We start from the raw sequence: 21,916 nt of genomic DNA on the forward strand, positions 1-21,916 counted from the left end.
GTCAGGGCCCCGCGATCGGGAGGTCCTGCGCCGTGGTGGACCCGGGTTGCACGGTCACGACGGCGGTGGCCAGGACGCCCCCGCCCGTGGTCACGGACACCGTGTAGGTGCCGGCGGGCAGGTCGGGCAACAGGTACGTGCCGGCGCCGAACCCGCCGGACGCCGTCGACGTCGTCGAGCGGGTGATCGTCCCGTCGGTGGCCTGGACCGTCGCTCCCGGTACCCCCGCGCCGCTCTGCGTCACCCGGCCGGTCACGTTCCCGAGCGCCGAGGTGAGCGTCACCGCCACCGGGGCCGGCGGTCCGGTGTCCGAGAGCGTCACCGGCACGCTCGCCGACGTGTACCCGGTCTTGCTGAACGTGAGCGTCACGGACCCGGTGGCCAGCCCGGTCAGCGTGAACGACCCCACCGACCCGGCCGTCAGGGTCGTGGTGGTCACGGTGTTCGACGACCCGCCGGCGGTCACGGTCACGCCACCGATCCCGGCGCCGTTCGCGTCGACGACGCTGCCGGTGACGGTCCCCGCCCCGCCGGAGAGCACCACCCGCAGGTCGGCGCGCTGCTCGCCGGGACCGAGGTCGACGACCACGGTCTGCGTGCTGAACCCCTTCTTGGTGAACGTCAGGACGTAGGTGCCGGGCGTCTTGAGGTTCGGCACGACGAACTGGCCGACCTGCCCGACGGTGGGCGTCCCGACGACCACGGGCTTCCCGTCCATCGTCGTGCTCACCTCGACGCCGCCGACGGGGTTCGACCCGTCCGTCACGGTCCCCGCGATCTGCCCGGGTCCCGCCCCGAGCGTGACGTCGAGCGCGAACCGCGACTGCCCGCCCAGGACGCGCTCGGACAGGCTGGTGGGTTGATAGCCCTCTGCGACGAAGGCCAGCTCGTACGTCCCGGGCGCGGGCAGCCCCGCGAACGTGTACGCGCCGGCGGCATCGGTCGCCGTGACGTACTCCGTGAGCGGGTCGGCGCCGGCCCACGCCGGCTTCGCGGTCACCTGCACCACGACGGCACCCGGCGCCTCACCCGTCTCGACGTTGCCGCTGATCGACGCGGGATCGCCGGTCACCGCGAGGTCCACACCGGTGGCGACCTGCTGCGCGAGGGCGTCCACCTCCGTCGCTGTACCGAACGAGGTCCCCGACTCGTACCACACGGGCTCGTACCCCTCCGCGGCGACCTCCAGCATGTACGGACCGGGGAACAGGCCGGCCAGCGAGTAGCTGCCGTCGGCCTGCGTGGCCGCCGACGACACCTCCACGGGTGCTTCTCGGCCCTGCCGCCACGCCGTCACGGTGACCCGCCCGACGCCCTGCTGGTCGGTCTCGCCGAGCACCAGCCCGGTGACCGTCGCGCCGGTGCCCGCCGGTACGGGCCCCTCCTTCGGCATCGCGCCCGCGGGCATGCCCTCCGGCAGCGTGCCCTCGGCCGTCTCGGTGTTCACGAAGAACGACGGCGGCGCCACCTTGGCGTACGGGTCGGCGCCGAGCACCTCGCGCATGCCGAGGACGAACGCCAGCGCCCACGCCGCGAGGATCGACAGCAGGACCAGCGCCGTGATGAGGCCACGGCTGAAGGTCGACTTCTGGCGGAGCACCAGCTCGACGTCGGCGGTCGTGTCGGTCGCCTGTGCGACCACCCGCAAGGGCCGGTCGCGGTCGGAGCCGAGGAGCTGGCGCGGTCCGCGCACGAGCACCGTGGTGGTCGCGACCTCGCCCGCCGCCACCGCCAGCGTCGACGGCGTGAGCGACGTGCGTAGGGTCCGGTCGGTGTCGACGGCTCGCAGCGCGACGTCCAGCGGCACGTTGCCCTCGTTGCGCACCTCGACGGTGAACGCCGCCCGCCCCCGCGTGCGGACCCGCGACGGCGTGGCGACCAGCGCGAGGCGCGGGTGCGGCGGCACCACCAGGTCGAGGTCGTGGAACGCCTCCGTCGCGCCCGGGGCGCTGCCCGCGATCACGAACGTCAGCGGGTACGTGCCCGCCGGGAACGCGTCGGGAAGGTCCAGCGTCAGGGTGAGGGCGCCCGACGCCTCCGGGAACAGCGCGAGCGCCCGGGGCTCGGACCGCACGAGCGCCTCCGGCAGGCCGATCGCCCGCACGGACAGCGACTCGATGACCTCGGAGGTGTTGATGACCTCGAGGGGGACCACCCCGGAGCTGCCGGGCGACACATCCAGCCGCTCGACGGTGCTGCTGACCCTCACGGGCTGACGCCCGCCCTGATCGGGACGGCGGAGCCGAAGACGGAGGTGACCTCGGGGGCGGCGGCCTCCCAGTCGTACGCGTCCGCGGCGACCGTGACCAGCAGCGTGAACGACGCCTTGAGCGAGCCGCCCAGCCCGGACCACACGTCGCGCGGGCGGTTGTGGTCGTCGGGGGCGAGCGCCAGCTGGACGCCCGACGACAGCTGCCGGGGCAAGTGGTTCCCGGGGAGCACCTGGTGCGCCAGCAGCCGCGTCAGCGCGTCACCGAGCAGCAGGTGCTCGTCGCGCGACGACCCCGCCCACGCGCTGACCAGGTAGGACAGCTGCACCATCGGCAGCGCGTGCCGGCGCTCCGTCGAGCCGTTGGTGGCGGCCCTGGTCGACGGCCCACGCGCCGGCTGGCTGCTGCGCGACACCCCGTACAGGAAGAGGTTGACGGTCAGCCGGTTGACCTGCGCCGACCACGTGCTCGACGGCGCGTCGAAGGAGATGTCGCCCTGCTCGGTGGACAGCGGCAGCGTGGCGCGCAGGAGGCTCTCCAGGCCGTCCTCGACCACCGGGATCAGCACGGCCTGCTCCCCTCGACGCGCTCTGCATCTGTTGCAGAACCCCCGCATGACCAGGCACGACGGGACATCCGCAGGCTATGCAGGGGCCCTTCGCGGGAGCATCGGTAATCGCTACCGAAGTTGGTCCGTCAGTCGGCAAGTCACCCTTCGAGGGTCTTCATCGCGCCCGGGTTGAGGATCTGGATGACGCCCCCGTACGCGCACTGGCAGGTGGCGCCCATCGTGAGGGCGGGCTTGCCGCCGATGAGGGTCTGCGTCGCTCCGTTCATCCACGGCGCGACCGTCGCGGGGATGCACGGCATGGGCGTCAGGACGCCAAGTGCGGCGGCGGTCGCTGCCGCGACCATCGGGTTGGCCAGGCTCGTGCACATGCCGAAGGGCGGGATGTTCGCGCCGGGCATCATGTCCGTGATCGCCGCCGCCGGCTTGCCCTCCACCAGGACGCGCGCGATCGGCAGGACGACGAGGGTCGACGGTGCGATGCCGAAGCTGCACTGCAGCATGGCGGTCGCGGTCGCAGCAGGCTTGCCCATCAGGTCACCACTCCGTCCCCTGCACCGACTGCGTCAGCTGCACCCCGTCCGTCGTCGTGACGAAGCACAGGGTCGTGCGGTCCTCGTCCTGCTCCCAGCTGCGCGGCGACGGCAGCAGGTACGTGAAGAAGAGCTCGGAGTCGCGGTAGTCGACGCCCACGTAGTCCGCGTACTCCTGCGCGCACGCCCCGTCCGCGAACGACTTCAGCGCGGCCTCGCCGGGGAACGTCTCCGGCGTCGTGTCCGTCCCGGGGTCGGTGTACGTGGCGAGCGCGTACGCCTCCTGCTCGTGCGGCACCTCGCACTCCACGCGGTCCAGCGTGGTGAACGTCGTCGTGATCTCCTCGGGCGCCGTGAAGCAGTCGCCCACCTCGACGTCGAACACCGAGATCTGGTCGGTGTCGTCCCGGTCGAACAGCGAGCAGCCCGGGAGCAGCAGGACGACCCCCACCACCAGCACCCCGCGCCACACCCGCATGGACCCTCCTCGCCGCCGTTGGCAGCCTAGGAGCGACGTCGGGCCCGTCCATCCGTAGTCGTTGCGTAACTTGTGCCAGACGAGGCCCTGAGCTCGACGACGGTTCGTTCGCAGTGGTTCACGTCAGACGTGCGCCGATCACCGGTCAGAGCCGACCGCTCCCTGCCACGATCCGGAGGCCTGACGACCGGCCGTCGGACGTAGCGCGAGCCTGTTCAGCCTGCCCACAGCACGAGGTCGAAGGTCGACAAAGCGTGGGTGACGTAGCTGAACGCCGATCCACCGTTGACAAATCCGGAGTGAATACCGTACGCCGTGTAGTTGTAGAACCACGGGCCACCGCTATCTCCATCAGTCGTGATGTGGCTGGCTACACCGCCGAGGGGCCCAACGCGATAAGGATTCCCCCCGCCATCCGGGATCTTCGGCGAATAGTACAACGCGGTGTACACCATCTTGGCGCAGCCGTAACCCGTTTTTCCCCCGTATTTGCACACCGTCGAGTTGACCGAGGGCTTGGCCGCCGCCGAGAAGTTTCGGTACGGTGCAGTTGGTGCACCGACATAAGTGCGACCACTGAACATCTGACTGCTCCAGAACCATCGGAAGTCACCGCCGATCGCTCCGTCGTTGGTCGACAACGAACCGGAAAGCACGGTAAAGATGTTGGCCTTGTTCCCCGTGTACGTCAGGTTGCCAGGGCAGTGGCCGGCGGTCAGTACACCCAGGTGCGCGCTCGTCCGCTTCTTCACGGGGAAGGCAGCGGTGCACCACGGGCGATCTCCGTTCATGAGCCAGTCCCCGCCGTCGTACGCCTCGCTCCCGGCGATGGGCTCCTCCTTCGCCTCGACGACGAGGCCGAAGCCGTCCGGGAGGTCGATCTCCTCGCTGACCTGAGCGGAGAACGTCTCCGCCGAAGGCTCGGCCGCACGAGCCGTCGCCGCTTTGTCGGCTGCGGATTGCGTGGCCTCGGTGCGGACGACGTGAAACGAGCGGTCGCGCCAGTCGAGGTAGGAGGCGACGCTCTCGGCACCCACGAACTCCTCCTCCGCCTTCGTCAGCAGAGCGAGCGAGATCCCTTCGAGCTCCCGCTCCGAGTACTGCGCGCCGGCGACGAGCGAAGCACCCTTCGGCAGCGACGCCGCAGTGCGAGCGCCAGCAGGCAGGGCGCCCTTGAATGCGATCCTTCCCCGGTTCTCGCCCTCGATAACAGCCTCGGCGAACGTCTCGGGGAATCGCTCGCGCAATACCGTTGCTGCTCTGTCGAACTTTTCCTGCCACGTCAGGGCACCCGGAGGGAGCACCTTTTCAGCGGACGCGCGGTTGCCATCGCCGGCTCCTGGTCCTCCGCTCGCCCCAGCGGCCACCGGTGCGCACAGAATGGCAATGGAAACGCTGAGCCCAATGGCGGACGCGCGAAAGCCCCGCTGCATTCTTGTCGACATGGCCGGACACTAGCAGTGCTCTGTTGGCGCCGACAAGGGTCAGAATTCAGCGGTGAGACTGAATGGAATAGGAGCGACGCGCGGCAGCGCCGCGCTCTCGTCGGCGCATGCCTCGACGGGAGACTCCCGGCGCCCCATGGCAGGATCGCGGCATGACGACGGAGCAGACGACAGCGCCCGACATCACCAAGAACGCGGGCGACACCGAGCTGTGGGTGGAGCGCACGGGCAAGCGCCTGTACACGGGACGCAACTCGCGCGGCGCCGAGGTGAGCATCGGCGGGGTCGAGGTCGACGGAGCGTTCAGCCCGGGCGAGCTGCTGAAGATCGCGCTCGCCGGCTGCAGCGGCCTGTCGGCCGACTCCAAGCTCGCGCACCGGCTCGGCGACGACGTCGAGGTGGTCATCAAGGTCACGGGCATGGCCGGTGACGAGGACCGCTACCCCGCGTTCGCCGAGGAGCTGGTGGTGGACCTGAGCTCGCTCGACCCGGAGGCCCGCGAGCGCCTCATCACCGTCGTGCACCGTGCCATCGACTCGCACTGCACCGTCGGCCGCACTCTCGACGCGGGCGCGAACGTGCAGCTGACCGTGACCGGGGAGCGTTGATGGCCGGCATCGTCGAGGCGGCCCTCGCCAAGGCCGTGACCATCCCGTCGTCCACGATCCACGCGCACGTCAGCTCGTTGCGGCGCCGGCACCCGGACGCCTCCCCGGAGGAGCTGGTGCGCCTCCTGGAGAAGGAGTACCTGCTGGTGGTGCAGAGCACCGGCGGTGCGGTGGGCGCGACGGCTGCGGCTCCGGCGGTCGGGACGGGGGTCGCCCTGGCGCTCACGGCCAGCGACATCGCGACGTTCTTCGGGGCGTCGGCCGCGTTCGCGCTGGCGGTGGCCAGCGTGCACGGCATCGAGGTCGAGGATGCGGACCGCCGTCGCGCGCTCCTGCTGACCACGATCCTCGGGGACTCCGGCGCCAAGATCGTCACGGACGGTGCGGAGCTGACCAGCGTCAGCGTCGCCCGCTCGCTGCTGACGCGGATGCCGATGGCGACGGTCCGCAAGGTGAACACGACGATGACCCGGCGCTTCGTGCGCACGCAGGTCTCCAAGCAGACCGGTCTGGCCTTCGGGCGCATCATCCCGTTCGGCATCGGCCTGGTGATCGGCGTCGCGGGCGCGCGTGCGCTGGGCAAGAACGTGATCGAGGGCGCCCGCAAGGCGTTCGGTCCGCCGCCGCTCACGTTCCCGCGGGTCATCGAGGTCGCGGGGCCCGACGACAAGCCGGTGCTCGTGCCCGCCGAGCCCAAGCGGCTGACGGGCCGCCTCAAGCGGATCGGCTCCAAGAAGTAGGGACTACCAGCGGGCGTGCACGTGCTGGCGGATCCGCCCGTCGTACACGCCGCGCAGGCCGTCGAGCGTCTCCTCGTCGACGGGCGGCAGCGCCGCGGCCTGCGCGTTCGCGACGGCCTGGGCCGCGGAACGTGCCCCGGGGATGACGACGGACATCCCGGGCTGGTCGATGATCCACCGCAGCGCGAGCTGGGCCGTCGTGGCGCCCGCCGGCGTCAGGTCCGCGACCTCGCGGGCAGCCGCGACACCGACCTCGAACGGCACCCCCGCGAACGTCTCGCCGACGTCGAACGCCTCGCCGGCGCGGTTGTAGGAGCGGTGGTCGTCGGCGGCGAACTGCGTGTCCTCGTCGTACTTGCCGGACAGCAGGCCGGACGCCAGCGGCACGCGCGCGATGATCCCGACGCCCTCGGCGGCCGCCAGGGGCAGCACCTGCTCGAGCGGCTTGCGGCGGAACACGTTGAGGATGATCTGCACCGTGGCGACGTGCGGCCGGATGATCGCCTCGAGGGCCTCGTCGACGGTCTCGACGGACACCCCGTAGGCGGCGATGCGCCCCTCGTCGACGAGCACGTCGAGGGCGTCGTAGGTGGACTCGCGGCGGTACACCTCCGACGGCGGGCAGTGCAGCTGCACCAGGTCGAGGGTGTCGACGTCGAGGTTCTCGCGCGAGCGGTCGGTCCAGGCGCGGAACCACGAGAGCGTGTAGGCGTCGGCGACGTGCGGGTCGGAGCGGCGGCCCATCTTCGTCGCGACGGTCAGGCCGTGGTTGGGGCCGCGGGCGGCCAGGAACGAGCCGATGAGCTTCTCGGAGCGGCCGTCGCCGTACACGTCGGCGGTGTCCAGGAACGTCACGCCGGAGTCGACGGCGGCTCCCAGGACCTCCAGCGCCGCCTCGTCGGACACCGACCCCCAGTCCGCGCCGAGCTGCCAGCACCCCAGCCCCACGACCCCGACCGACCGACCCGTCCTGCCCAGCAGCCTGCTCTCCATGGACAGGGACGCTACCCCGCGCGGACGATGGGGGCGTGACGAGCATCCCGATCGACGCCGTGGTCCGGTCCTTCCCGGTCGATGCCACCACGGCGTGGGAGCTGGTCGCTGACCTGCGCAACCACGAGCGCTGGATACCGATGACCCGGGTGTCGCTCGACGGGCCTGCAGCGGCGGGCGCGACGGTCACCGCTGTGTCGGGGCCGTTCGCGCGGCGCGGGTTCCCCGGCCTCGCCGACGTGATGACCGTCGACCGTTACGACCCCCCGGTCGGTGCGGAGCCGGGCGTCGCGACGTTCACCAAGATCGGCTGGGTGCTCAGAGGGCACGCGAGCATCATCGTCGTGCCCGCGGGGCCGTCCTCCAGCCGCGTGTTCTGGAGCGAGGACGTCTACCTGGCGGGCCCGCTCCCCCGGCGACTCACCGGCGCACTGCTCTCCCCGTTCCTCGGCGGGATGGTGCGATACGCGCTTCTGAAAGCCCGAGGCGAGGCTCGCGCAACAGATCGTCATCGCTAGCCCAAACTGCGCAACAGATCGCGCCACAGCGCGCAATCCGAGTTGAACGGTCCGGGCCGTACCGACTCGTAGCCTTGTGGGAACGACACGCCACGAGGAGCCTTCATGACCCCGACCGCCCCCGGACGTACCGATCGCCGCTACCTGATGTGCGAGCCCGTCCACTACACGGTGTCCTACGAGATCAACCCGTGGATGGACAAGACGAAGTACACCGACGCCGACCTGGCCGTCCGCCAGTGGCGCACGCTGCGCGACGTGTACCTCGACCTCGGTCACACGGTCGAGACGATCGACCCGATCCCCGGCCTGCCGGACATGGTCTACGCCGCCAACGGCGCGACCGTCCTGGACGGCGTCGTCTACTCCGCCAAGTTCCGCTACGCCGAGCGCCAGCCCGAGGGCCCCGCGTACCAGAAGTGGTTCGCCGACCGCGGCTATGTCACGCACACCGCCGGCGAGACCAACGAGGGCGAGGGCGACCTGCTCGTTGTCGGTGACCTGGTCCTGGCCGGTACGGGCTTCCGCACCGACCGCGCCGCGCACGCCGAGCTCCAGGAGCTCTTCGGCCGCCCGGTCATCTCGCTCGACCTGATCAGCCCGCACTACTACCACCTCGACACCGCGCTGGCCGTGCTGTCGAGCGACCCGGCCGACCCACAGATCGCGTACTACCCGCCGGCGTTCTCGGCCGGCTCGCGCGCCGTCCTGCGCCAGCTGTTCCCCGACGCGGTCGAGGCCACGGAGCGCGACGCGGTCGCCCTCGGCCTCAACGCGGTCTCCGACGGCCTGAACGTCGTCGTCGCCCCCGGCGCCGTCGACCTGGCCGCCGCGATCGCCGAGCGCGGGTACAACCCCATCCCGGTGGACACCAGCGAGCTGCTCAAGGGCGGCGGCGGCGCCAAGTGCTGCACGCTCGAGATCCGCCCCGCCTCGGGGTCCGGGCGATGACTCTCGTGGACGTTGGCACCGCGTCGGTCCTCGCGCCGAACTACCACCCGCTGCCCGTCACGCTGGTCGACGGCCTCGGCTCCTGGGTGACCGACGACGAGGGCCGGCGCTACCTGGACCTGCTGTCGGGGTACTCGGCGCTGAACTTCGGCCACCGGCACCCGGTGCTGACCGCGGCGGCGCACGCCCAGATCGACAAGCTGACGCTCACGTCCCGCGCGTTCGACCACGAGCTGCTCGAGCCGTTCGCGGCCCGTCTGGCGGCCCTCGTCGGCCCGCTCGTCGCCGGCCCGCCCATGGTGCTGCCGATGAACACGGGCGCCGAGGCCGTCGAGACCGCCATCAAGGCCGCCCGCAAGTGGGGCTACGACGTCAAGGGCGTCCCCGCGGACCGCGCGACGATCATCGTGGCCGACGGCAACTTCCACGGCCGCACGACGACGATCGTGTCGTTCTCGACCGACCCGGACGCCCGGCGCGGCTTCGGCCCGTACACGCCCGGCTTCCGCGTGGTCCCGTACGGCGACGCCCAGGCGCTCGCCGACGCCATGGACGAGACCACCGTCGCCGTCCTCCTGGAGCCGATCCAGGGCGAGCAGGGTGTCGTCGTCCCGCCGGCGGACTACCTCCCGGCCGTCCGCGCGCTCTGCTCGGCCCACGACGTCCTCTTCATCGCCGACGAGATCCAGTCCGGCCTCGGCCGCACCGGCACCACGCTCGCGTCCGAGCTGTGGGGCGTGAAGCCCGACCTGGTCACCCTCGGCAAGGCGCTCGGCGGCGGGGTCATGCCCGTGTCGGCCGTCGTCGGTCGCGCGGACGTCCTCGGGGTCCTCACCGCGGGCACCCACGGCTCCACGTTCGGCGGCAACCCACTGGCGTGCGCCGTCGGCCTCGCGGTCATCGGCCTCCTGGAGACCGGCGAGCTGCAGGCACGCGCGACGACGCTCGGCCTGCACTGGGGAGCGCGCCTCGACGCCCTGGTCGACGAGGGCCTGCTCTCCTCGTCGCGCCGCGTGGGCCTGTGGGCCGGTCTGGACGTCACGCCGCCGGTGACCGGCCGTCAGCTCTGCGAGCGCCTCCTGGCCCGCGGCGTGCTGGCCAAGGACACCCACGGCAGCACCATCCGCCTGGCACCCCCGCTCACGATCACGCTCGAGGACCTCGACCTGGCGACGGACCGCCTCACGGACGCCCTCCGCTAGATCGCCCGACACCGCAACGTCCGCACATCCGAGCGCCAGGACGACCGAACGCGCGGACGTCCGGATCGCAACCCCGTTGCGTCCGCAGATTCGCGCGTTCTGGCGCTCGAATCTGCGGACGTCCGCACTCGTGAGCGCTGGAGCCCACTCGAGTGCGGACGTTGCGGTGAGGTCAGCTGAACTTCACTGCGCCGAAGAGCCAGCCGTTCAGGCCGGCGCCGCCGACCGCCATGCTCGACACGTCCGTGCGGCGCATCTGGGCGTCGTGCCCGGCTGACCTGGACCACGCGGAGACCATCGAGGACGCCGAGCCGTTGCTCACGCAGGCCACGATGTTGTCGCCGCCGGAGTGCCAGATGCCGCCGGCGTTGGCCATGTTGATCGCGTGCGACACCAGGCTCCCGCTGCGCGAGATCGACAGCTCCGGGAGCCCGAGCGACGCACGGTAGGCGTTGATCGCGGACCCGATCGCGGAGACGCTCGACTCGCCCGCACCGGAACCGCCGGAGCCGCTGCAGACCTTCCCGCCGGACGGGATGCCGCTGGGGGCGGGCGCGACGGGCGCGGAACCCGACGAGGTGGTCTTCGGTGCGGTCGACCGGGTCGTGGACCGGGCCGGAGCCTTGGCGGAGCGCGCTGCGGCTGCGGCCTCCGCGGCGGCTGCAGCAGCGGCCTGCTCGGCGGCGATGCGCGCGTTCTCGGCTGCCTGCCACGCGGCCTGCGCGTCGACCGCTGCCTGCTCGGGTGCGGCGACCCCGGCGACGAGCGAGCGCAACGACCGCAGGCTGACGTCCGGGGCGGTCAGAGCGGCGCCGACGGCGCCGGATGCGCCCGCTAGGGCTGCCCGGGGTGCGTCTCCCGCGTTCGGGACGGAGGCGAGGGTCACGTTCGCGTGGTCGACGGCGGCCTGCGCCGTGGCCGTCGCGGCAGCACGGCTGTCCTGGTAGGCGGCCTGGGCGACGACGACGTCGGTGCTGCGCTCGGCGACCGCGTCGCGCGACGCGGCGAGCACGTGCTCGTCCACGCGCCACCCGGCGGCGAGCGCATCGGCCTTCGACTCCTGCGCGCGCTGCTCGGCGGAGTACACGACACCGCCTGCGGCGACCGCGATCACGACGCCGGCGGCGATCCCCACCCAGACGGACCGGCGGACGCCGACCGACCGAGGTGCAATGGGAGCCGGCTGCGGCTCGACGAGCGGCGACGGTGCGCCGTGGGGCTGGGGTACGTCGACGACAGTCGGCGCGTCCGCGATGACCGGTGTGGGTGCACTGATGACCGACGGTCGCTGGCTCGGGACCAGATCGAGCCGCTTCTTCGTCTCCTTGACCACGTCGCCTCCCTCGTCAGACCCCAGTGCATGGGGCCTCCCCTGATGTCGGCACCTGCGGCGTCCGCCTTGAGGCAAGTTGCCGCTTTTGTTGAATCACCCGTTTGGCGTATTGCGTGCACGTTGCCATCGATTTGCCGACCACACCAAATCGAAGCGAGTCGGCCGTCCAAGTTCGGCGGGTCCGCGATGATGAGAGACGTGACCGACGACTCCGGGCTCGACGCCCTCGACACCGCGATCCTCCGCGTCCTCGCGCTCGATGCCCGGGCGACGTTTGCGCAGGTCGGAGAGCATGTCTCGCTCTCGGCGCCGGCCGTGAAGCGCCGCGTGGACCGGCTGCGCGAGCGAGGGGTCATCCGCGGGTTCACGGTCCGCCTGGATCCGGCCGCGATGGGATGGCAGACGGAAGCGTTCGTCGAGCTGTTCTGCCAGGGCTCCACCAGCCCCGCCACGATGCGCGCGGCCGTCGAGCACTACCCCGAGGTCGTCGCCGCGAGCACGGTGACCGGGGACGTGGACCTCATGGTCCAGGTGCGCGCGCGGGACATGCGGCACCTGGAGCGGGTGGTCGAGCGGCTCGCCGCAGAACCGTTCGTCGCGCGGACGCGCTCGACCGTGGTGCTCTCGGCCCTGGTCCGCCGCCCGGACGTCCCCCCGGCTCCCGAGGGCTGATTGAGCTAGCCGGCGACGGCCTCCGCGGTGGCGCACCGGTTGGTGACCACCATGACGGGGCAGTCGGAGTGGTGCAGCACGGCCTGGCTGGTGGAACCCAGCAGCAGCCCTTTGAAGCCTCCCCGGCCGCGGGAGCCGACGACGATCAGGTCGGTGGCCACGGAGAACTCCGTGAGCAGCTCCGCACCCGTGCCGTCGAGCGCGATGCGACGCACCGCCAGGTCCGGGACGTCGGCGAGCGCACGGTCCACGACGACGTTCAGGCCCTCCGTGACGTCCCGCAGCACCTGCTCGTGGTCGACGGCGGCCGGCAGCCACGCGAGGACGCCGGACATCGACCCGACGGGCACGCCCGCCACCGCCGTCAGTGAGGCACCCCAGGCCCGGGCCTCGCCGATGGCGTAGCGCAGCGCGTGCTCCGCCTGCGGGGAGCCGTCGACGCCCACGACGATGCGCTGCACGGGACGCGGCGCCGGGATAGGCGCGTCGTCGGGCAGGGCCTTGCCGGCCTCGCGCAGGGGGACGACGACGGTCGGGCAGTACGCGTGCGCGGGCAGGGCCGACGACACAGTGCCCAGCAGCCGGTCCGCGAAGCCGCCGCGACCGCGCGTCCCGACGACCGCGAGCCGGACGGTGTGCGACATCTCGACGAGGACGCCCGCGGCGTCGCCGGTGAGCACCTTGGCCGTGACGGGGACCCCCATCGAGGACACCCGCTGCGTCGCCTCGGCGAGCACCGCCTTGGCGCCCTCCTGGATCGCGGTGTCGTCCAGCGCCGCGTACCCGCCGTCGAGGGAGGCCGCCGTGAACGACGGGAGCGAGTAGCTGCAGACCAGCCGCACAGCCCACCCGTGGGTGCGGGCCTGTGCCGCCGCCCAGTCGAGCGCGTGCAGGCTTGCCGCCGACCCGTCCACCCCGACGAGGACCACATCGTCACGCGTCATCCGAGCCTCCGTGCTCGTACCGAGCCCGCCGTGCGCTCGTTCCAGTGTCCCCCCACCGGTGCTGCTGCGCACCCATGAGTAGCCGGAATGATGCCATACGTTGGTGGATCCTTGACGAAGACGAGAATCAGGCGACGACGTACGCCGACCACAACGGCTCGGAGCGGACCGAGGTGGTCCCGAACGCCACCGACCACCGCGGCGCCCGCGGGACGAACGGCAGCTCCCAGCCGATCTCGTGCAGCATCCGGTCGGCCTTGCGGTGGTTGCACCGGACGCAGGCCGCGACGACGTTGGTCCACTCGTGCCGACCGCCGCGGGAGCGCGGGTTCACGTGGTCGACCGTGTCCGCGCCGCCGCCGCAGTACGCGCACCGGTGGTCGTCGCGTTGCAGCACCGTGCGCCGCGTGGGGGGCACGGGGCGGCGGACGGGGACGTGGACGTAGCGGGTGAGGCACAGGACGACCGGCAGGGGCACGGCCACGTGCTCGGAGTGCAGCACCCGACCGTCGGTCTCGAGCACGGTCGCCTTGCCGGTCATCACGAGCACCACGGCACGCCGCAGGCTCACGATGCACAGAGGCTCCATGCTGGCGTTGAGCAGCAGGGTGCGTGCTCCGGACGCGATCAGCCCTGGTGAGCCGACCTCGGACACTGCCCCACCGACGGCCTCGGTGGACAGCTTCGACGCATTCATGAGCACGGCGTTCTCCCGACCTCGGGGGTCGGACCGGCTGGCTGCCGGCCCGGCGAAGCGAAGCAACAGCGTGGTGCACGGCCAGAGTACGCGCCGCCCCCTACGGAGAGCCGCACCCGGTCCGGAATGCGGCGAGGCCCCGACGACGTGTGTCGTCAGGGCCTCGTCAGCGGAGGGCTGGGGTCAGCCGATCCGGATGAAGACGGGAGCGCTCTGCCAGATGGCGCGGAACTGGATCGTTGTACCCGGGCGGGGCGAGTCGATCTGCTCGTTGCCACCCGCATAGATCGAGATGTGGCCGGGGCTCCAGATGAGGTCGCCAGGCTGGGCGTCCGCCCGGGAGACGATGGTGCCCGCGGCCTTCTGGCCCGACGAGGTGCGCGGCAGTGTGATGCCGAGCTGCGCGTAGACGTAGCTGGTGAAGCCCGAGCAGTCGAAGCCGTCCGGGGTGGTCCCACCGCTGAGGTACGGGGTGCCCACGTAGCGGGCGGCGATCTCGAGGACCGCGTTGCCGGAGACCGACTGCGGGACCGCGTTGTTCGTCTCCGCGGGGGCCGTCGTCGTCGCGGTCGCGGCGCGGGTGGTGCTGCGCGACGCGGCGGGAGCCGCACGGACCGGCGGCGGGGGCGGCGGCGTCTCGGCCGTCACGACCGGGGCGTCGAACGTCCACGCGGCCTCGACGGGCGCGGTCACCACCGGGGAGGTGTTCAGGACGGCACGCGCCGACGCGGTCAGCGCAGCGGTGTCGACGGCAGGCAGGGCTCCGGCGTCACCACCGGTCGCGGCGCTGGCGGACGAGCCGAGCATCGAGACGACGAGTCCCGACGTGCCGACGACGACAGCAGTACGACGTCCGACGGTTCCCATCTGGTCCGAGGCAGCCGAAGCGAACTCGGTCAGTGGCGTCGAAGGACGGCGCGCCGCACGATGGCGGGCGCGAGTGGTGCTCACGGTCACGCGTTGCCTCTCCTGATGCCTACGAGGTCAGCTGTCGGGTTCGGGTGGGAGAACACCCGGCCGCGTCCCCGATCGAGATCGGTTCTCCGGCTTCACCCCAAGGACACCGAACTTCCGGTGCCCGCAATTGGGTCCCCCGCCCCTGCCGGCGGTCAGTGCGGACCTCGTGGCGGCGGCAGGGTTAGGCGTTCCGCTCGAGGGCTTTCCTGGAGGAGGGTTCCGGGTAAGCAGGTCGAACGTACAGGACGGTCGCAGCGATTGTCACGTTCTGGTCACGAGAGATTTGCTTCTTGTTGGACGGCCGTCCTGCACCGTGCCGCGGATCGCCGAAGTGACCTGCAAAGACGCCGATCACGGGCGTGGGAGCGCGCGCACACTCGGCTTCGAGGGGTCGTCCGGAAGATCACGGCCGAGCCGTCCAGGAGCCTCTCAGGGGGCACACAGGCGCGTGTGACGGGGCTCACAGCGGGGCCCTCGGCTGGCCCTGAGCGCCTCAGGAGGGCTCAGCGGGTCCCGACGAAGATGTGCCGCGCGACGTCCTCAGGCAGGTCCAGGAGGGTCTCCGAGCCCGGTCGGGACACCGTCACGGTGCCGTCGGCACGCTCGATCGCGATCTCCTGGTGCGGCAGCACGCCCGCCTCGGCCAGCCGCGTCAGCAGCTCGACGTCCACCTGCAGCGGTTCGGCGATGCGCGCGACCACCGCACGCTCCGTGCCGTCGGCCCCCACCTCGCCGCGGTAGGTCACCAGGGACGTGACCCCGTCGAGGAACGTCTCGCGCGTGGTCTCCTCGCCGATCTCCCCCAGCCCCGGGATCGGGTTGCCGTACGGGTCGAAGTGCGGGTGGTCGAGCAGCGACGCGAGGCGCTTCTCCACCCGCTCGCTCATGACGTGCTCCCAGCGGCAGGCCTCCTCGTGCACGTACGGCCACTCCAGGCCGATGACGTCGGTGAGGAGGCGCTCGGCCAGGCGGTGCTTGCGCATGACGCGGACGGCCTTGCCCTCGCCCACGGCGGTCAGCTCGAGGTGGCGGTCGCCGGTGACGACGACGAGGCCGTCACGCTCCATGCGCGCGACCGTCTGGGAGACCGTCGGGCCCGAGTGGCCGAGCCGCTCGGCGATGCGGGCGCGCAGGGGGGTGATGCCTTCCTCGGTGAGCTCGTAGATCGTCTTGAGGTACATCTCCGTCGTGTCGATCAGGTCGCTCACTGCTCAGGCCTCCCGCGTCGCGTCATCGTCGCGCGGCATCCGCTCCAGGAGCAGGGTCGCCGCGCTGTGCACAGGTTAGTTGGTCGGGCCGACAGCCGGGGGCCCTCACCGCCTATCCTCGCCTCGTGCCCGATGCTCACGAGATCACGATCCCCGCGCACCTGCTGCCCGCGGACGGCCGCTTCGGCTCCGGTCCCTCCAAGATCCGGCCGGCCCAGGTCGACGCACTGGCCGGCCCGGCTGCCGCCCTGCTGGGGACGTCCCACCGGCAGGCGCCGGTCCGTGCGCTCGTCGGTCGCGTGCGCGCGGGCCTGGCCGCGCTGCTCGACCTGCCCGTCGGGTACGAGGTCGTCCTGGGCAACGGCGGCTCCACCCTCTTCTGGGACGTCGCCACGCTCTGCCTCATCGAGGACCGGGCGGCCTTCGGCACGTTCGGCGAGTTCGGCGCCAAGTTCGCCGCCGCGGCGACCCGCGCGCCGTTCGTCGGCGAGCCCGTGGTCACCTCGGCGGCACCCGGCGGCGTGGCGGTGCCGGGCTTCGCCGACGGCGTCGACACCTACGCCTGGCCCCACAACGAGACCTCGACCGGCGTCGTCGCGCCCGTGCGCCGCGTCGCCGGGTCGCGCGCGCAGGGTGCGCTGGTGCTCGTCGACGGCACGTCGGGCGCGGGCGGCCTCGCGGTCGACGTCGCGCAGACCGACGTCTACTACTTCGCGCCGCAGAAGTCCTTCGCGTCCGACGGTGGCCTCTGGCTCGCCGCGGCCTCCCCCGCCGCGATCGAGCGGGCCGCCCGGATCGAGTCCAGCGGCCGCTGGATCCCGGAGTCCTTGTCCTTCACCACCGCGGTGACCAACTCGCGGCTGGACCAGACGCTGAACACCCCGGCCATCGCGACCCTGATCCTGCTGGCGGAGCAGCTCGACTGGATCCTCGGCAACGGCGGCCTGGCGTGGGCGGCGCAGCGCACCGCGACCTCGGCGGGCCACCTGTACGGCTGGGCCGAGTCGCGGGACTGGGCGACGCCGTTCGTCGAGGACCCGGCGCTGCGGTCGGCCGTCGTCGGCACCATCGACCTCGCCCCCGAGATCGAGGCAGCCACGGTCGCGCGCGTGCTGCGCACCCACGGGGTCGTCGACGTGGAGCCGTACCGCAAGCTGGGCCGCAACCAGCTGCGGGTCGCCATGTACCCGGCGGTCGAGCCGGACGACGTGCTCGCGCTCACCGCCTGCGTCGACCACGTGGTGGACCAGCTGGTCTGACGCGGCGACGCCCGCCCCCGCGGTCAGCGCAGGGGGCGGGCGTCGCCGGTCGGCGCACCGACCGATCAGGTGGTCGGACGGCGGCGTCGGGCGATCGACACGAGCGCCACGGCCAGGGCGCCGATCAGGATGAGCGCACCCCCGGCGATGATCAGGGGCTGGGTCTCCGAGCCGGTCGCCGAGAGAGTGGCCGACGACGGGCTGTCCACCAGGACGACTGCCTTCGGGTCGTCCACCAGCACGACGGTGGTCGGCGGGTTCGTGTTGCAACTCGGGCTCGACGGCGGGTAGGCGACCGTGACCGTCTCTTCCGGGTTGACCTCGAACTTCACCTTGACGCTCGGCCGCACCCAGTCGAACTCGTCGCCCTCGACCCACGTGCCGTTGGGCAGCTGGCGCCAGCCCGGCCAGTCGATGCCACGTCCGTCAGGTCCGGGGACCGCGCCCGGCCAGAGCACCGTCCCGGTCAGCGGCTGGTCCGCGTAGACCACGCTCGGCCCGCTGGGGTTGATGAACGTGATCGTCACCTTGTCGTTGGGCGTGCCCACGGGGTTGACGGTGTACTTGAGCTTCGGCACGTCGTTGTCGCAGACCGGCGCGAGCACCTGGATCAGGAGCTGGCAGGCGCGGGGGGCGCCGTAGCCGTCCACCGGGTTGATGCAGCCGTACACCTGCGCGGTCGGCGACGGAGAGGCCGAGGGGTTGTCGTCGCCGGCCGAGGCCGGCAGCGCGCCGACCAGAGCGACGAGGACGGCAACGAGCGCGACTACCGCGCTCCGAACGAGCCTGACCATGGTGACGCCCCTGTCGGGTAACCGGACATTTCGGTCCCATTCTGGCCCCTGCCGACCCCTCATCACATGGGCATAACGGGTGATTTCATGGCGATTCGGACTTTTCGTCCAGATCGTGGCCTACGGGCAGGTCGCGGTGACCTGGCCCGGGCTGGTGAGGGTCGGCGTGGTCCACACCGTGACGCGCCCGTCGCGCACCGGGACGTCGACCCGGTAGGTCTCGTGCGCCCCTGGCGCGAGCCACGACGTGACCACCTTGACGTCGCGACCGGACGTCACGCCCGTCCCGCCGAGGACGAAGCCGTCGTCCAGACCGATCGCGTCGAGCTCGGCACCCACCGGGGAGTAGACGGTGATGTTCGTCGCCAGCCAGCCGACGGGCAGGTCCGTGCCGCTCCACCCGGTGACGTAGCGCGGGTAGCTCTCGACATCGGCCGGCGGTGCGTAGGAGAGGTCGAGACGCACCGTCGCCATGGGCTCGGGCCCCGTGCAACGCAGGTTCTCGACCGTGACGGCCGTGCTGAGGAAGTAGCCGAGCTTGCCGGCGGTCCCGTCGTTGAGGAAGACCCCCGTCGCGTCGGGGAACGGCCCCGAGAGGAAGGCGGCACCCACACTCGTGGCGGCCAGCCGCTCCTGCTCCTCCGGGTGCGCCGACCACATCCGCAGCCGCCCCTCGGCGCCCGCGCGCGCCAGCGCGTCCACGACCGCGCGGGAGTCACCCTGTCCTGACCCGACCGCCTGGAAGATCGTCGCGGCCACACCCGTGTAGAACTTGTCGCCCGAGTCGGCGTCGTCGCCGTAGGTGAGGTAGGCATCGCGCAGCAGCACCTGCAGGACGTTCGTCGTGTCGATCTGCACGCCTCCGGGCTCCGTGACTGCACCGGTCGCCGACAGGAGGTAGGAGACGGCGACGGGATCGGTGGCGACCACGCCGTCCACGTGCGAGCCGATGTCCCGCTCCCACCGCGCCTTGAGCAGTTCGGCGCTGCGCGGGAAGTCGGGGGTCATGACTGCGTTCTGCACCCACCGGCCGAGGCGGTCCGTGTCGATCCGGAGCTCCTCGTCGCTGAGCGGGAGAATCGGGCTCTCGATCCCGGGCAGGTCCAGCGTGGTGCGCTGCTCGGTGAGGTCGACGTTGCCGTCGTCGGCGTGCAGGACCGCGAAGGCGCCCACGATGCCGCCCGCGCTGCGCAGCTCGGCGGAGTTCAGCGAGACCAGCAGGTACGTCCGCGGACCGTCGGCCCCCAGCATCGGCGGCAGGAGCGACGCCACCTGCGCGCCCGCGTCGAGCGCACCCGTCACCTGGTCCAGCCCGTCCTGGAGCTGGACGACGGGTCCCGCCAGCCGACCCACCAGAGCATCCGTGTCGATCGCCGCCACGGCGACCTGTGCGGTGTGGGCGCTTGCCGCGGCCGCGACGATGTCCGGTGCCGCGTCGACGAGCGGTGCCAGGTCGATCCGCCCGTCGGTGTCCCGGGCCTCCTGCGCGTGCAGCACGGCGTCGATCCGGCCGATCGCCGGCAGCGCGTCGCGCACCACGTCGTCGAGGGACCAGGACACGACACGGACGGCCTCCAGGTTCACCCCCAGCCACGGCAGGTGCTCCGCCGCGCGCCACACGGGGTCGCCGGTCGCGGCACGGGCTGCGGCCAGGTTGGCCTGGACCTCCGGCAACCGGGCCTCGATCTGCTGCGTGTCCCCGCCGCCGACGTCGCCGCGCAGGTCGAGCACGACGTCCTTGGCCGAGAGCAGCGCCGTACCGGCCTGGTAACCGCGGAACGCGAGCCACCCCGCGGCGACGAGCAGCAGGACGAAGACGGCGAGCACGCCGAACGCGATGCGGCGCGCGAGGTGGCGGCGCGGGCGGGGTGCGTCGGGTGCCTCGTCGGCAGGCGCGTCGGCCTCAGGGGCGCGCGGCTCGTCGACGGTGGCACTCACCGGCTGATCGTGACATCTCGGACATCCCGGGCGACACGGTCCGGGGCGCTCTTCACCCGAGCATCCACCCGGTCGGACGTGTCAGGCCGCTGTCTGGCGGTCCGCGGCCTCCTGCGCACCCAGACGCGACGCGGTCTCGGCGCGGGCGTCGAGCGGGTAGAGCACCTCGAGGTGGGGTCGGCTGCGCACGTGGTAGCGCACGGTGACGTCCCACTTCTTCCACGCCCACAGCGCCGCACCGGTGGCGACGAGGAGCGCGGAGATCGACCCGATGCCGATGGCCCAGCGCGGGCCGTACGTCTGGCCGATCCAGCCGACGATGGGCGACCCGATGGGCGTCGCGCCGAGGAACACCATCATGTACAGCGCCATCACGCGACCCCGGACGACCGGGTCGGTGCTCAGCTGGATGGTCGCGTTGGCGGCCGTCATCATCGTCAGCGACGCGAGCCCGACGGGGATGCAGGCGATCGCGAACGTCAGGTACGTGGGCATGAGGGCCATGACGCCTGTCGCGATGCCGAACCCGAACGCGGCGCCGATGACCAGGCGGACGCGCGGTCGTTCCCGTCGTGCGGCCAGCAGCGCCCCGGTCAGGGACCCGATGGCCAGCACCGAGCCGAGGATCCCGTACTCCCCCGCGCCCATGCCGAACTCGCTGCGCGCCATCATCGCGCTGGTCAGCTGGAAGTTCAGGCCGAACGTGGACACGACGCCGACGACGACCATGATCACGAGGATGTCGCTGCGGCCGCGGACATAGGCGATGCCCTCGCGCAGCTGCCCCTTGGCCCGCGCCGTCGTCGGCATCGGGGTCAGCTCCGACTTCGTCATCCGGGTCAGCGAGAAGATCGTCGCGCCGAACGTCACTGCGTTGATGACGAACACCCACCCCGTGCCGACGGCCGCGATGAGCAGGCCGGCGACCCCTGGACCGATCAGGCGGGCAGCGTTGAACGACGCACTGTTGAGCCCGACCGCGTTCGACAGCTTGTGCGACGGCACCAGCTCCGCCACGAACGTCTGCCGCACGGGTCCGTCGATGGCGGTCACGCACCCGAGGGCCAGCGCGAACACGTACACCTGCCACAGCTGCGCGTGCCCGCTGAGCACCAGGACGCCCAGCCCGGCGGCCAGGACCCCCTGGCCCACCTGCGTGGCGATCAGCAGCTTGCGCCGGTCCACCCGGTCCGCCAGCAGCCCCGCGTACGGGGACAGCAGGAGCACCGGCGCGAACTGCAGGGCCGTCGTGATGCCGACCGCCACCCCGGACTCGTCGGTGAGCTCGGTGAGGACCAGCCAGTCCTGGGCGACGCGCTGCATCCAGGTGCCCACGTTCGCCACCAGAGCCCCGGCGAACCACAGCCGGTAGTTCCGGAACTTCAGCGAGGAGAACGTGGGACTCATGAAGCGGCGATCCTCCGCAGCAGCTCGGCGGCGTCGACGAGCAGAGCGCGCTCGTCCGGGGTCATGTGCCGGAGACGGTCCGCGAGCCACGTGTCTCGACGGCGGCGGGTCTCGTCGACCTCCGCGACACCGGCGTCCGTCAGGCTCACCACGACCTGGCGGCCGTCCGTCGGGTGCTCCGCCTTCGCGACGAGGCCCAGCTCCACCAGGCTGTTGACCGTGCGGGTCATGCTCGGCGGCTGGATGCGCTCACGCTCCGCCAGCTGGCCCGGGGTCAGCGGGCCCTCCTTGGTCAGCCAGGCGAGGACGGTGAACTGCGGGTCGGTCAGGCCGGCCTCGCCCCGCTCCGCCCGGATCCTGCGGGAGGCTCGGCCGATGGCGATGCGGAGCTCGCCGGCGAGGTCACGGGAGGAGGGCATGATTCTTACTCTAGATCATTACCTTGCGTAATGAAAGTTTGC

Annotated in this window: 22 protein-coding genes and 1 riboswitch; of the genes, 7 read left to right on the forward strand and 15 right to left on the reverse strand. The window is 71.8% G+C overall.

The genetic code is table 11. The annotated features are described in order from the left end of the window. Nucleotide 1 precedes the first annotated feature (1 nt). The 5 genes from J2X26_RS01910 to J2X26_RS01930 all read right to left on the reverse strand — a co-directional run bounded on the left by J2X26_RS01910 (nucleotide 2) and on the right by J2X26_RS01930 (nucleotide 5,234). Nucleotides 2-2,209 (reverse strand): carboxypeptidase regulatory-like domain-containing protein, encoded by a 2,208-nt coding sequence (locus J2X26_RS01910; protein ID WP_307489334.1) that lies wholly within the window; start codon nucleotides 2,207-2,209, stop codon nucleotides 2-4. After that, nucleotides 2,206-2,778, reverse strand: a complete 573-nt coding sequence (locus J2X26_RS01915) for a DUF4255 domain-containing protein (protein WP_307489336.1) — start codon at nucleotides 2,776-2,778, stop codon at nucleotides 2,206-2,208. Before J2X26_RS01915 ends, J2X26_RS01910 begins: the two co-directional genes overlap by 4 nt. 140 nt (nucleotides 2,779-2,918) lie before the next feature. Continuing rightward, nucleotides 2,919-3,311, reverse strand: coding sequence for a DUF4280 domain-containing protein (locus tag J2X26_RS01920; RefSeq protein WP_307489337.1), 393 nt, complete (start codon nucleotides 3,309-3,311; stop codon nucleotides 2,919-2,921). 4 nt (nucleotides 3,312-3,315) lie between these two features. Further along, on the reverse strand, nucleotides 3,316-3,789 hold the full coding sequence (locus J2X26_RS01925) for a septum formation family protein (RefSeq protein ID WP_307489339.1): 474 nt from the start codon (nucleotides 3,787-3,789) through the stop codon (nucleotides 3,316-3,318). Between the two features lie 215 nt (nucleotides 3,790-4,004). Further along, on the reverse strand, nucleotides 4,005-5,234 hold the full coding sequence (locus J2X26_RS01930) for a hypothetical protein (protein ID WP_307489341.1): 1,230 nt from the start codon (nucleotides 5,232-5,234) through the stop codon (nucleotides 4,005-4,007). A gap of 152 nt (nucleotides 5,235-5,386) precedes the next feature. On the opposite strand from J2X26_RS01930, the gene J2X26_RS01935 reads away from it, so the two are divergent. Both J2X26_RS01935 and J2X26_RS01940 read left to right on the forward strand, forming a co-directional pair. After that, entirely contained in the window at nucleotides 5,387-5,842 is a 456-nt protein-coding gene (locus J2X26_RS01935) for an OsmC family protein (RefSeq protein WP_307489342.1), read from the forward strand. Next, complete coding sequence (locus J2X26_RS01940; protein WP_307489344.1) at nucleotides 5,842-6,582, forward strand: hypothetical protein; 741 nt, start codon at nucleotides 5,842-5,844, stop codon at nucleotides 6,580-6,582. Before J2X26_RS01935 ends, J2X26_RS01940 begins: the two co-directional genes overlap by 1 nt. A gap of 3 nt (nucleotides 6,583-6,585) precedes the next feature. Here the strand turns inward: J2X26_RS01940 and J2X26_RS01945 are convergent, their stop codons facing one another. Beyond that, nucleotides 6,586-7,575 carry an aldo/keto reductase gene (locus tag J2X26_RS01945; RefSeq protein WP_307489346.1) on the reverse strand — a complete coding sequence of 330 codons (990 nt, stop codon included), beginning with the start codon at nucleotides 7,573-7,575 and terminating at the stop codon, nucleotides 6,586-6,588. A 35-nt stretch (nucleotides 7,576-7,610) separates the two neighbouring features. Here J2X26_RS01945 and J2X26_RS01950 point away from each other — a divergent pair, with 35 nt between their 5' ends. The 3 genes from J2X26_RS01950 to rocD all read left to right on the forward strand — a co-directional run bounded on the left by J2X26_RS01950 (nucleotide 7,611) and on the right by rocD (nucleotide 10,246). Next, a complete protein-coding gene (locus J2X26_RS01950; protein WP_307489348.1) occupies nucleotides 7,611-8,093 on the forward strand; it encodes an SRPBCC family protein in 483 nt (160 codons plus the stop codon). 105 nt (nucleotides 8,094-8,198) lie between these two features. After that, complete coding sequence (gene ddaH / locus J2X26_RS01955) at nucleotides 8,199-9,044, forward strand: dimethylargininase (protein ID WP_307489350.1); 846 nt, start codon at nucleotides 8,199-8,201, stop codon at nucleotides 9,042-9,044. After that, the gene (rocD, locus tag J2X26_RS01960; RefSeq protein ID WP_307489352.1) at nucleotides 9,041-10,246 is read left to right on the forward strand and encodes an ornithine--oxo-acid transaminase; all 1,206 of its coding nucleotides are present in this window, start codon (nucleotides 9,041-9,043) and stop codon (nucleotides 10,244-10,246) included. Before ddaH ends, rocD begins: the two co-directional genes overlap by 4 nt. Nucleotides 10,247-10,418: 172 nt before the next feature. On the opposite strand, the gene J2X26_RS01965 is transcribed toward rocD, so the two are convergent. Further along, nucleotides 10,419-11,579 carry a CAP domain-containing protein gene (locus J2X26_RS01965; protein WP_307489354.1) on the reverse strand — a complete coding sequence of 387 codons (1,161 nt, stop codon included), beginning with the start codon at nucleotides 11,577-11,579 and terminating at the stop codon, nucleotides 10,419-10,421. 189 nt (nucleotides 11,580-11,768) lie between these two features. On the opposite strand from J2X26_RS01965, the gene J2X26_RS01970 reads away from it, so the two are divergent. Further along, nucleotides 11,769-12,251 carry an Lrp/AsnC family transcriptional regulator gene (locus J2X26_RS01970; protein WP_056020703.1) on the forward strand — a complete coding sequence of 161 codons (483 nt, stop codon included), beginning with the start codon at nucleotides 11,769-11,771 and terminating at the stop codon, nucleotides 12,249-12,251. A gap of 5 nt (nucleotides 12,252-12,256) precedes the next feature. On the opposite strand, the gene J2X26_RS01975 is transcribed toward J2X26_RS01970, so the two are convergent. The 4 genes from J2X26_RS01975 to J2X26_RS01990 form a co-directional block, all read right to left on the reverse strand. Continuing rightward, nucleotides 12,257-13,195: a universal stress protein gene (locus J2X26_RS01975; RefSeq protein WP_307489357.1), complete on the reverse strand. Its 939-nt coding sequence runs from the start codon at nucleotides 13,193-13,195 to the stop codon at nucleotides 12,257-12,259. 127 nt (nucleotides 13,196-13,322) lie between these two features. Further along, entirely contained in the window at nucleotides 13,323-13,784 is a 462-nt protein-coding gene (locus J2X26_RS01980) for an HNH endonuclease (protein WP_368671703.1), read from the reverse strand. Nucleotides 13,785-14,075: 291 nt separating this feature from the next. After that, nucleotides 14,076-14,849: a C40 family peptidase gene (locus J2X26_RS01985; RefSeq protein ID WP_439897804.1), complete on the reverse strand. Its 774-nt coding sequence runs from the start codon at nucleotides 14,847-14,849 to the stop codon at nucleotides 14,076-14,078. A 2-nt stretch (nucleotides 14,850-14,851) separates the two neighbouring features. Beyond that, nucleotides 14,852-15,017, reverse strand: a riboswitch (cyclic di-AMP (ydaO/yuaA leader). A 335-nt stretch (nucleotides 15,018-15,352) separates the two neighbouring features. Then, a complete protein-coding gene (locus J2X26_RS01990) occupies nucleotides 15,353-16,057 on the reverse strand; it encodes a metal-dependent transcriptional regulator (protein WP_307489363.1) in 705 nt (234 codons plus the stop codon). Between the two features lie 125 nt (nucleotides 16,058-16,182). Here J2X26_RS01990 and serC point away from each other — a divergent pair, with 125 nt between their 5' ends. Further along, nucleotides 16,183-17,316 (forward strand): phosphoserine transaminase, encoded by a 1,134-nt coding sequence (gene serC, locus J2X26_RS01995; RefSeq protein ID WP_307489365.1) that lies wholly within the window; start codon nucleotides 16,183-16,185, stop codon nucleotides 17,314-17,316. Between the two features lie 65 nt (nucleotides 17,317-17,381). On the opposite strand, the gene J2X26_RS02000 is transcribed toward serC, so the two are convergent. The 4 genes from J2X26_RS02000 to J2X26_RS02015 form a co-directional block, all read right to left on the reverse strand. Continuing rightward, nucleotides 17,382-18,110, reverse strand: a complete 729-nt coding sequence (locus tag J2X26_RS02000) for a peptidase (RefSeq protein ID WP_307489367.1) — start codon at nucleotides 18,108-18,110, stop codon at nucleotides 17,382-17,384. 120 nt (nucleotides 18,111-18,230) lie between these two features. After that, a complete protein-coding gene (locus J2X26_RS02005; protein WP_307489369.1) occupies nucleotides 18,231-20,048 on the reverse strand; it encodes a DUF4012 domain-containing protein in 1,818 nt (605 codons plus the stop codon). An 81-nt stretch (nucleotides 20,049-20,129) separates the two neighbouring features. Continuing rightward, nucleotides 20,130-21,455, reverse strand: coding sequence for an MFS transporter (locus tag J2X26_RS02010; RefSeq protein ID WP_307489371.1), 1,326 nt, complete (start codon nucleotides 21,453-21,455; stop codon nucleotides 20,130-20,132). Then, nucleotides 21,452-21,874 carry a MarR family winged helix-turn-helix transcriptional regulator gene (locus J2X26_RS02015; protein WP_307489373.1) on the reverse strand — a complete coding sequence of 141 codons (423 nt, stop codon included), beginning with the start codon at nucleotides 21,872-21,874 and terminating at the stop codon, nucleotides 21,452-21,454. Before J2X26_RS02015 ends, J2X26_RS02010 begins: the two co-directional genes overlap by 4 nt. Nucleotides 21,875-21,916 lie beyond the last annotated feature (42 nt).

Origin of the sequence: Cellulomonas humilata, assembly GCF_030814415.1 — a bacterium.
GTDB lineage: Bacteria > Actinomycetota > Actinomycetes > Actinomycetales > Cellulomonadaceae > Cellulomonas > Cellulomonas humilata_A.

Coding starts and splice junctions, on each gene's coding strand:
- J2X26_RS01920 (WP_307489337.1), bottom strand. CDS start 3,311: ATGGGCAAGCCTGCTGCGACCGCGACCGCCATGCTGCAGTGCAGCTTC.
- J2X26_RS01925 (WP_307489339.1), bottom strand. CDS start 3,789: ATGCGGGTGTGGCGCGGGGTGCTGGTGGTGGGGGTCGTCCTGCTGCTC.
- J2X26_RS01930 (WP_307489341.1), bottom strand. CDS start 5,234: ATGTCGACAAGAATGCAGCGGGGCTTTCGCGCGTCCGCCATTGGGCTC.
- J2X26_RS01935 (WP_307489342.1), top strand. CDS start 5,387: ATGACGACGGAGCAGACGACAGCGCCCGACATCACCAAGAACGCGGGC.
- J2X26_RS01940 (WP_307489344.1), top strand. CDS start 5,842: ATGGCCGGCATCGTCGAGGCGGCCCTCGCCAAGGCCGTGACCATCCCG.
- J2X26_RS01945 (WP_307489346.1), bottom strand. CDS start 7,575: ATGGAGAGCAGGCTGCTGGGCAGGACGGGTCGGTCGGTCGGGGTCGTG.
- ddaH (WP_307489350.1), top strand. CDS start 8,199: ATGACCCCGACCGCCCCCGGACGTACCGATCGCCGCTACCTGATGTGC.
- rocD (WP_307489352.1), top strand. CDS start 9,041: ATGACTCTCGTGGACGTTGGCACCGCGTCGGTCCTCGCGCCGAACTAC.
- J2X26_RS01970 (WP_056020703.1), top strand. CDS start 11,769: ATGAGAGACGTGACCGACGACTCCGGGCTCGACGCCCTCGACACCGCG.
- J2X26_RS01975 (WP_307489357.1), bottom strand. CDS start 13,195: ATGACGCGTGACGATGTGGTCCTCGTCGGGGTGGACGGGTCGGCGGCA.
- J2X26_RS01980 (WP_368671703.1), bottom strand. CDS start 13,784: ATGGAGCCTCTGTGCATCGTGAGCCTGCGGCGTGCCGTGGTGCTCGTG.
- J2X26_RS02000 (WP_307489367.1), bottom strand. CDS start 18,110: ATGGTCAGGCTCGTTCGGAGCGCGGTAGTCGCGCTCGTTGCCGTCCTC.
- J2X26_RS02010 (WP_307489371.1), bottom strand. CDS start 21,455: ATGAGTCCCACGTTCTCCTCGCTGAAGTTCCGGAACTACCGGCTGTGG.
- J2X26_RS02015 (WP_307489373.1), bottom strand. CDS start 21,874: ATGCCCTCCTCCCGTGACCTCGCCGGCGAGCTCCGCATCGCCATCGGC.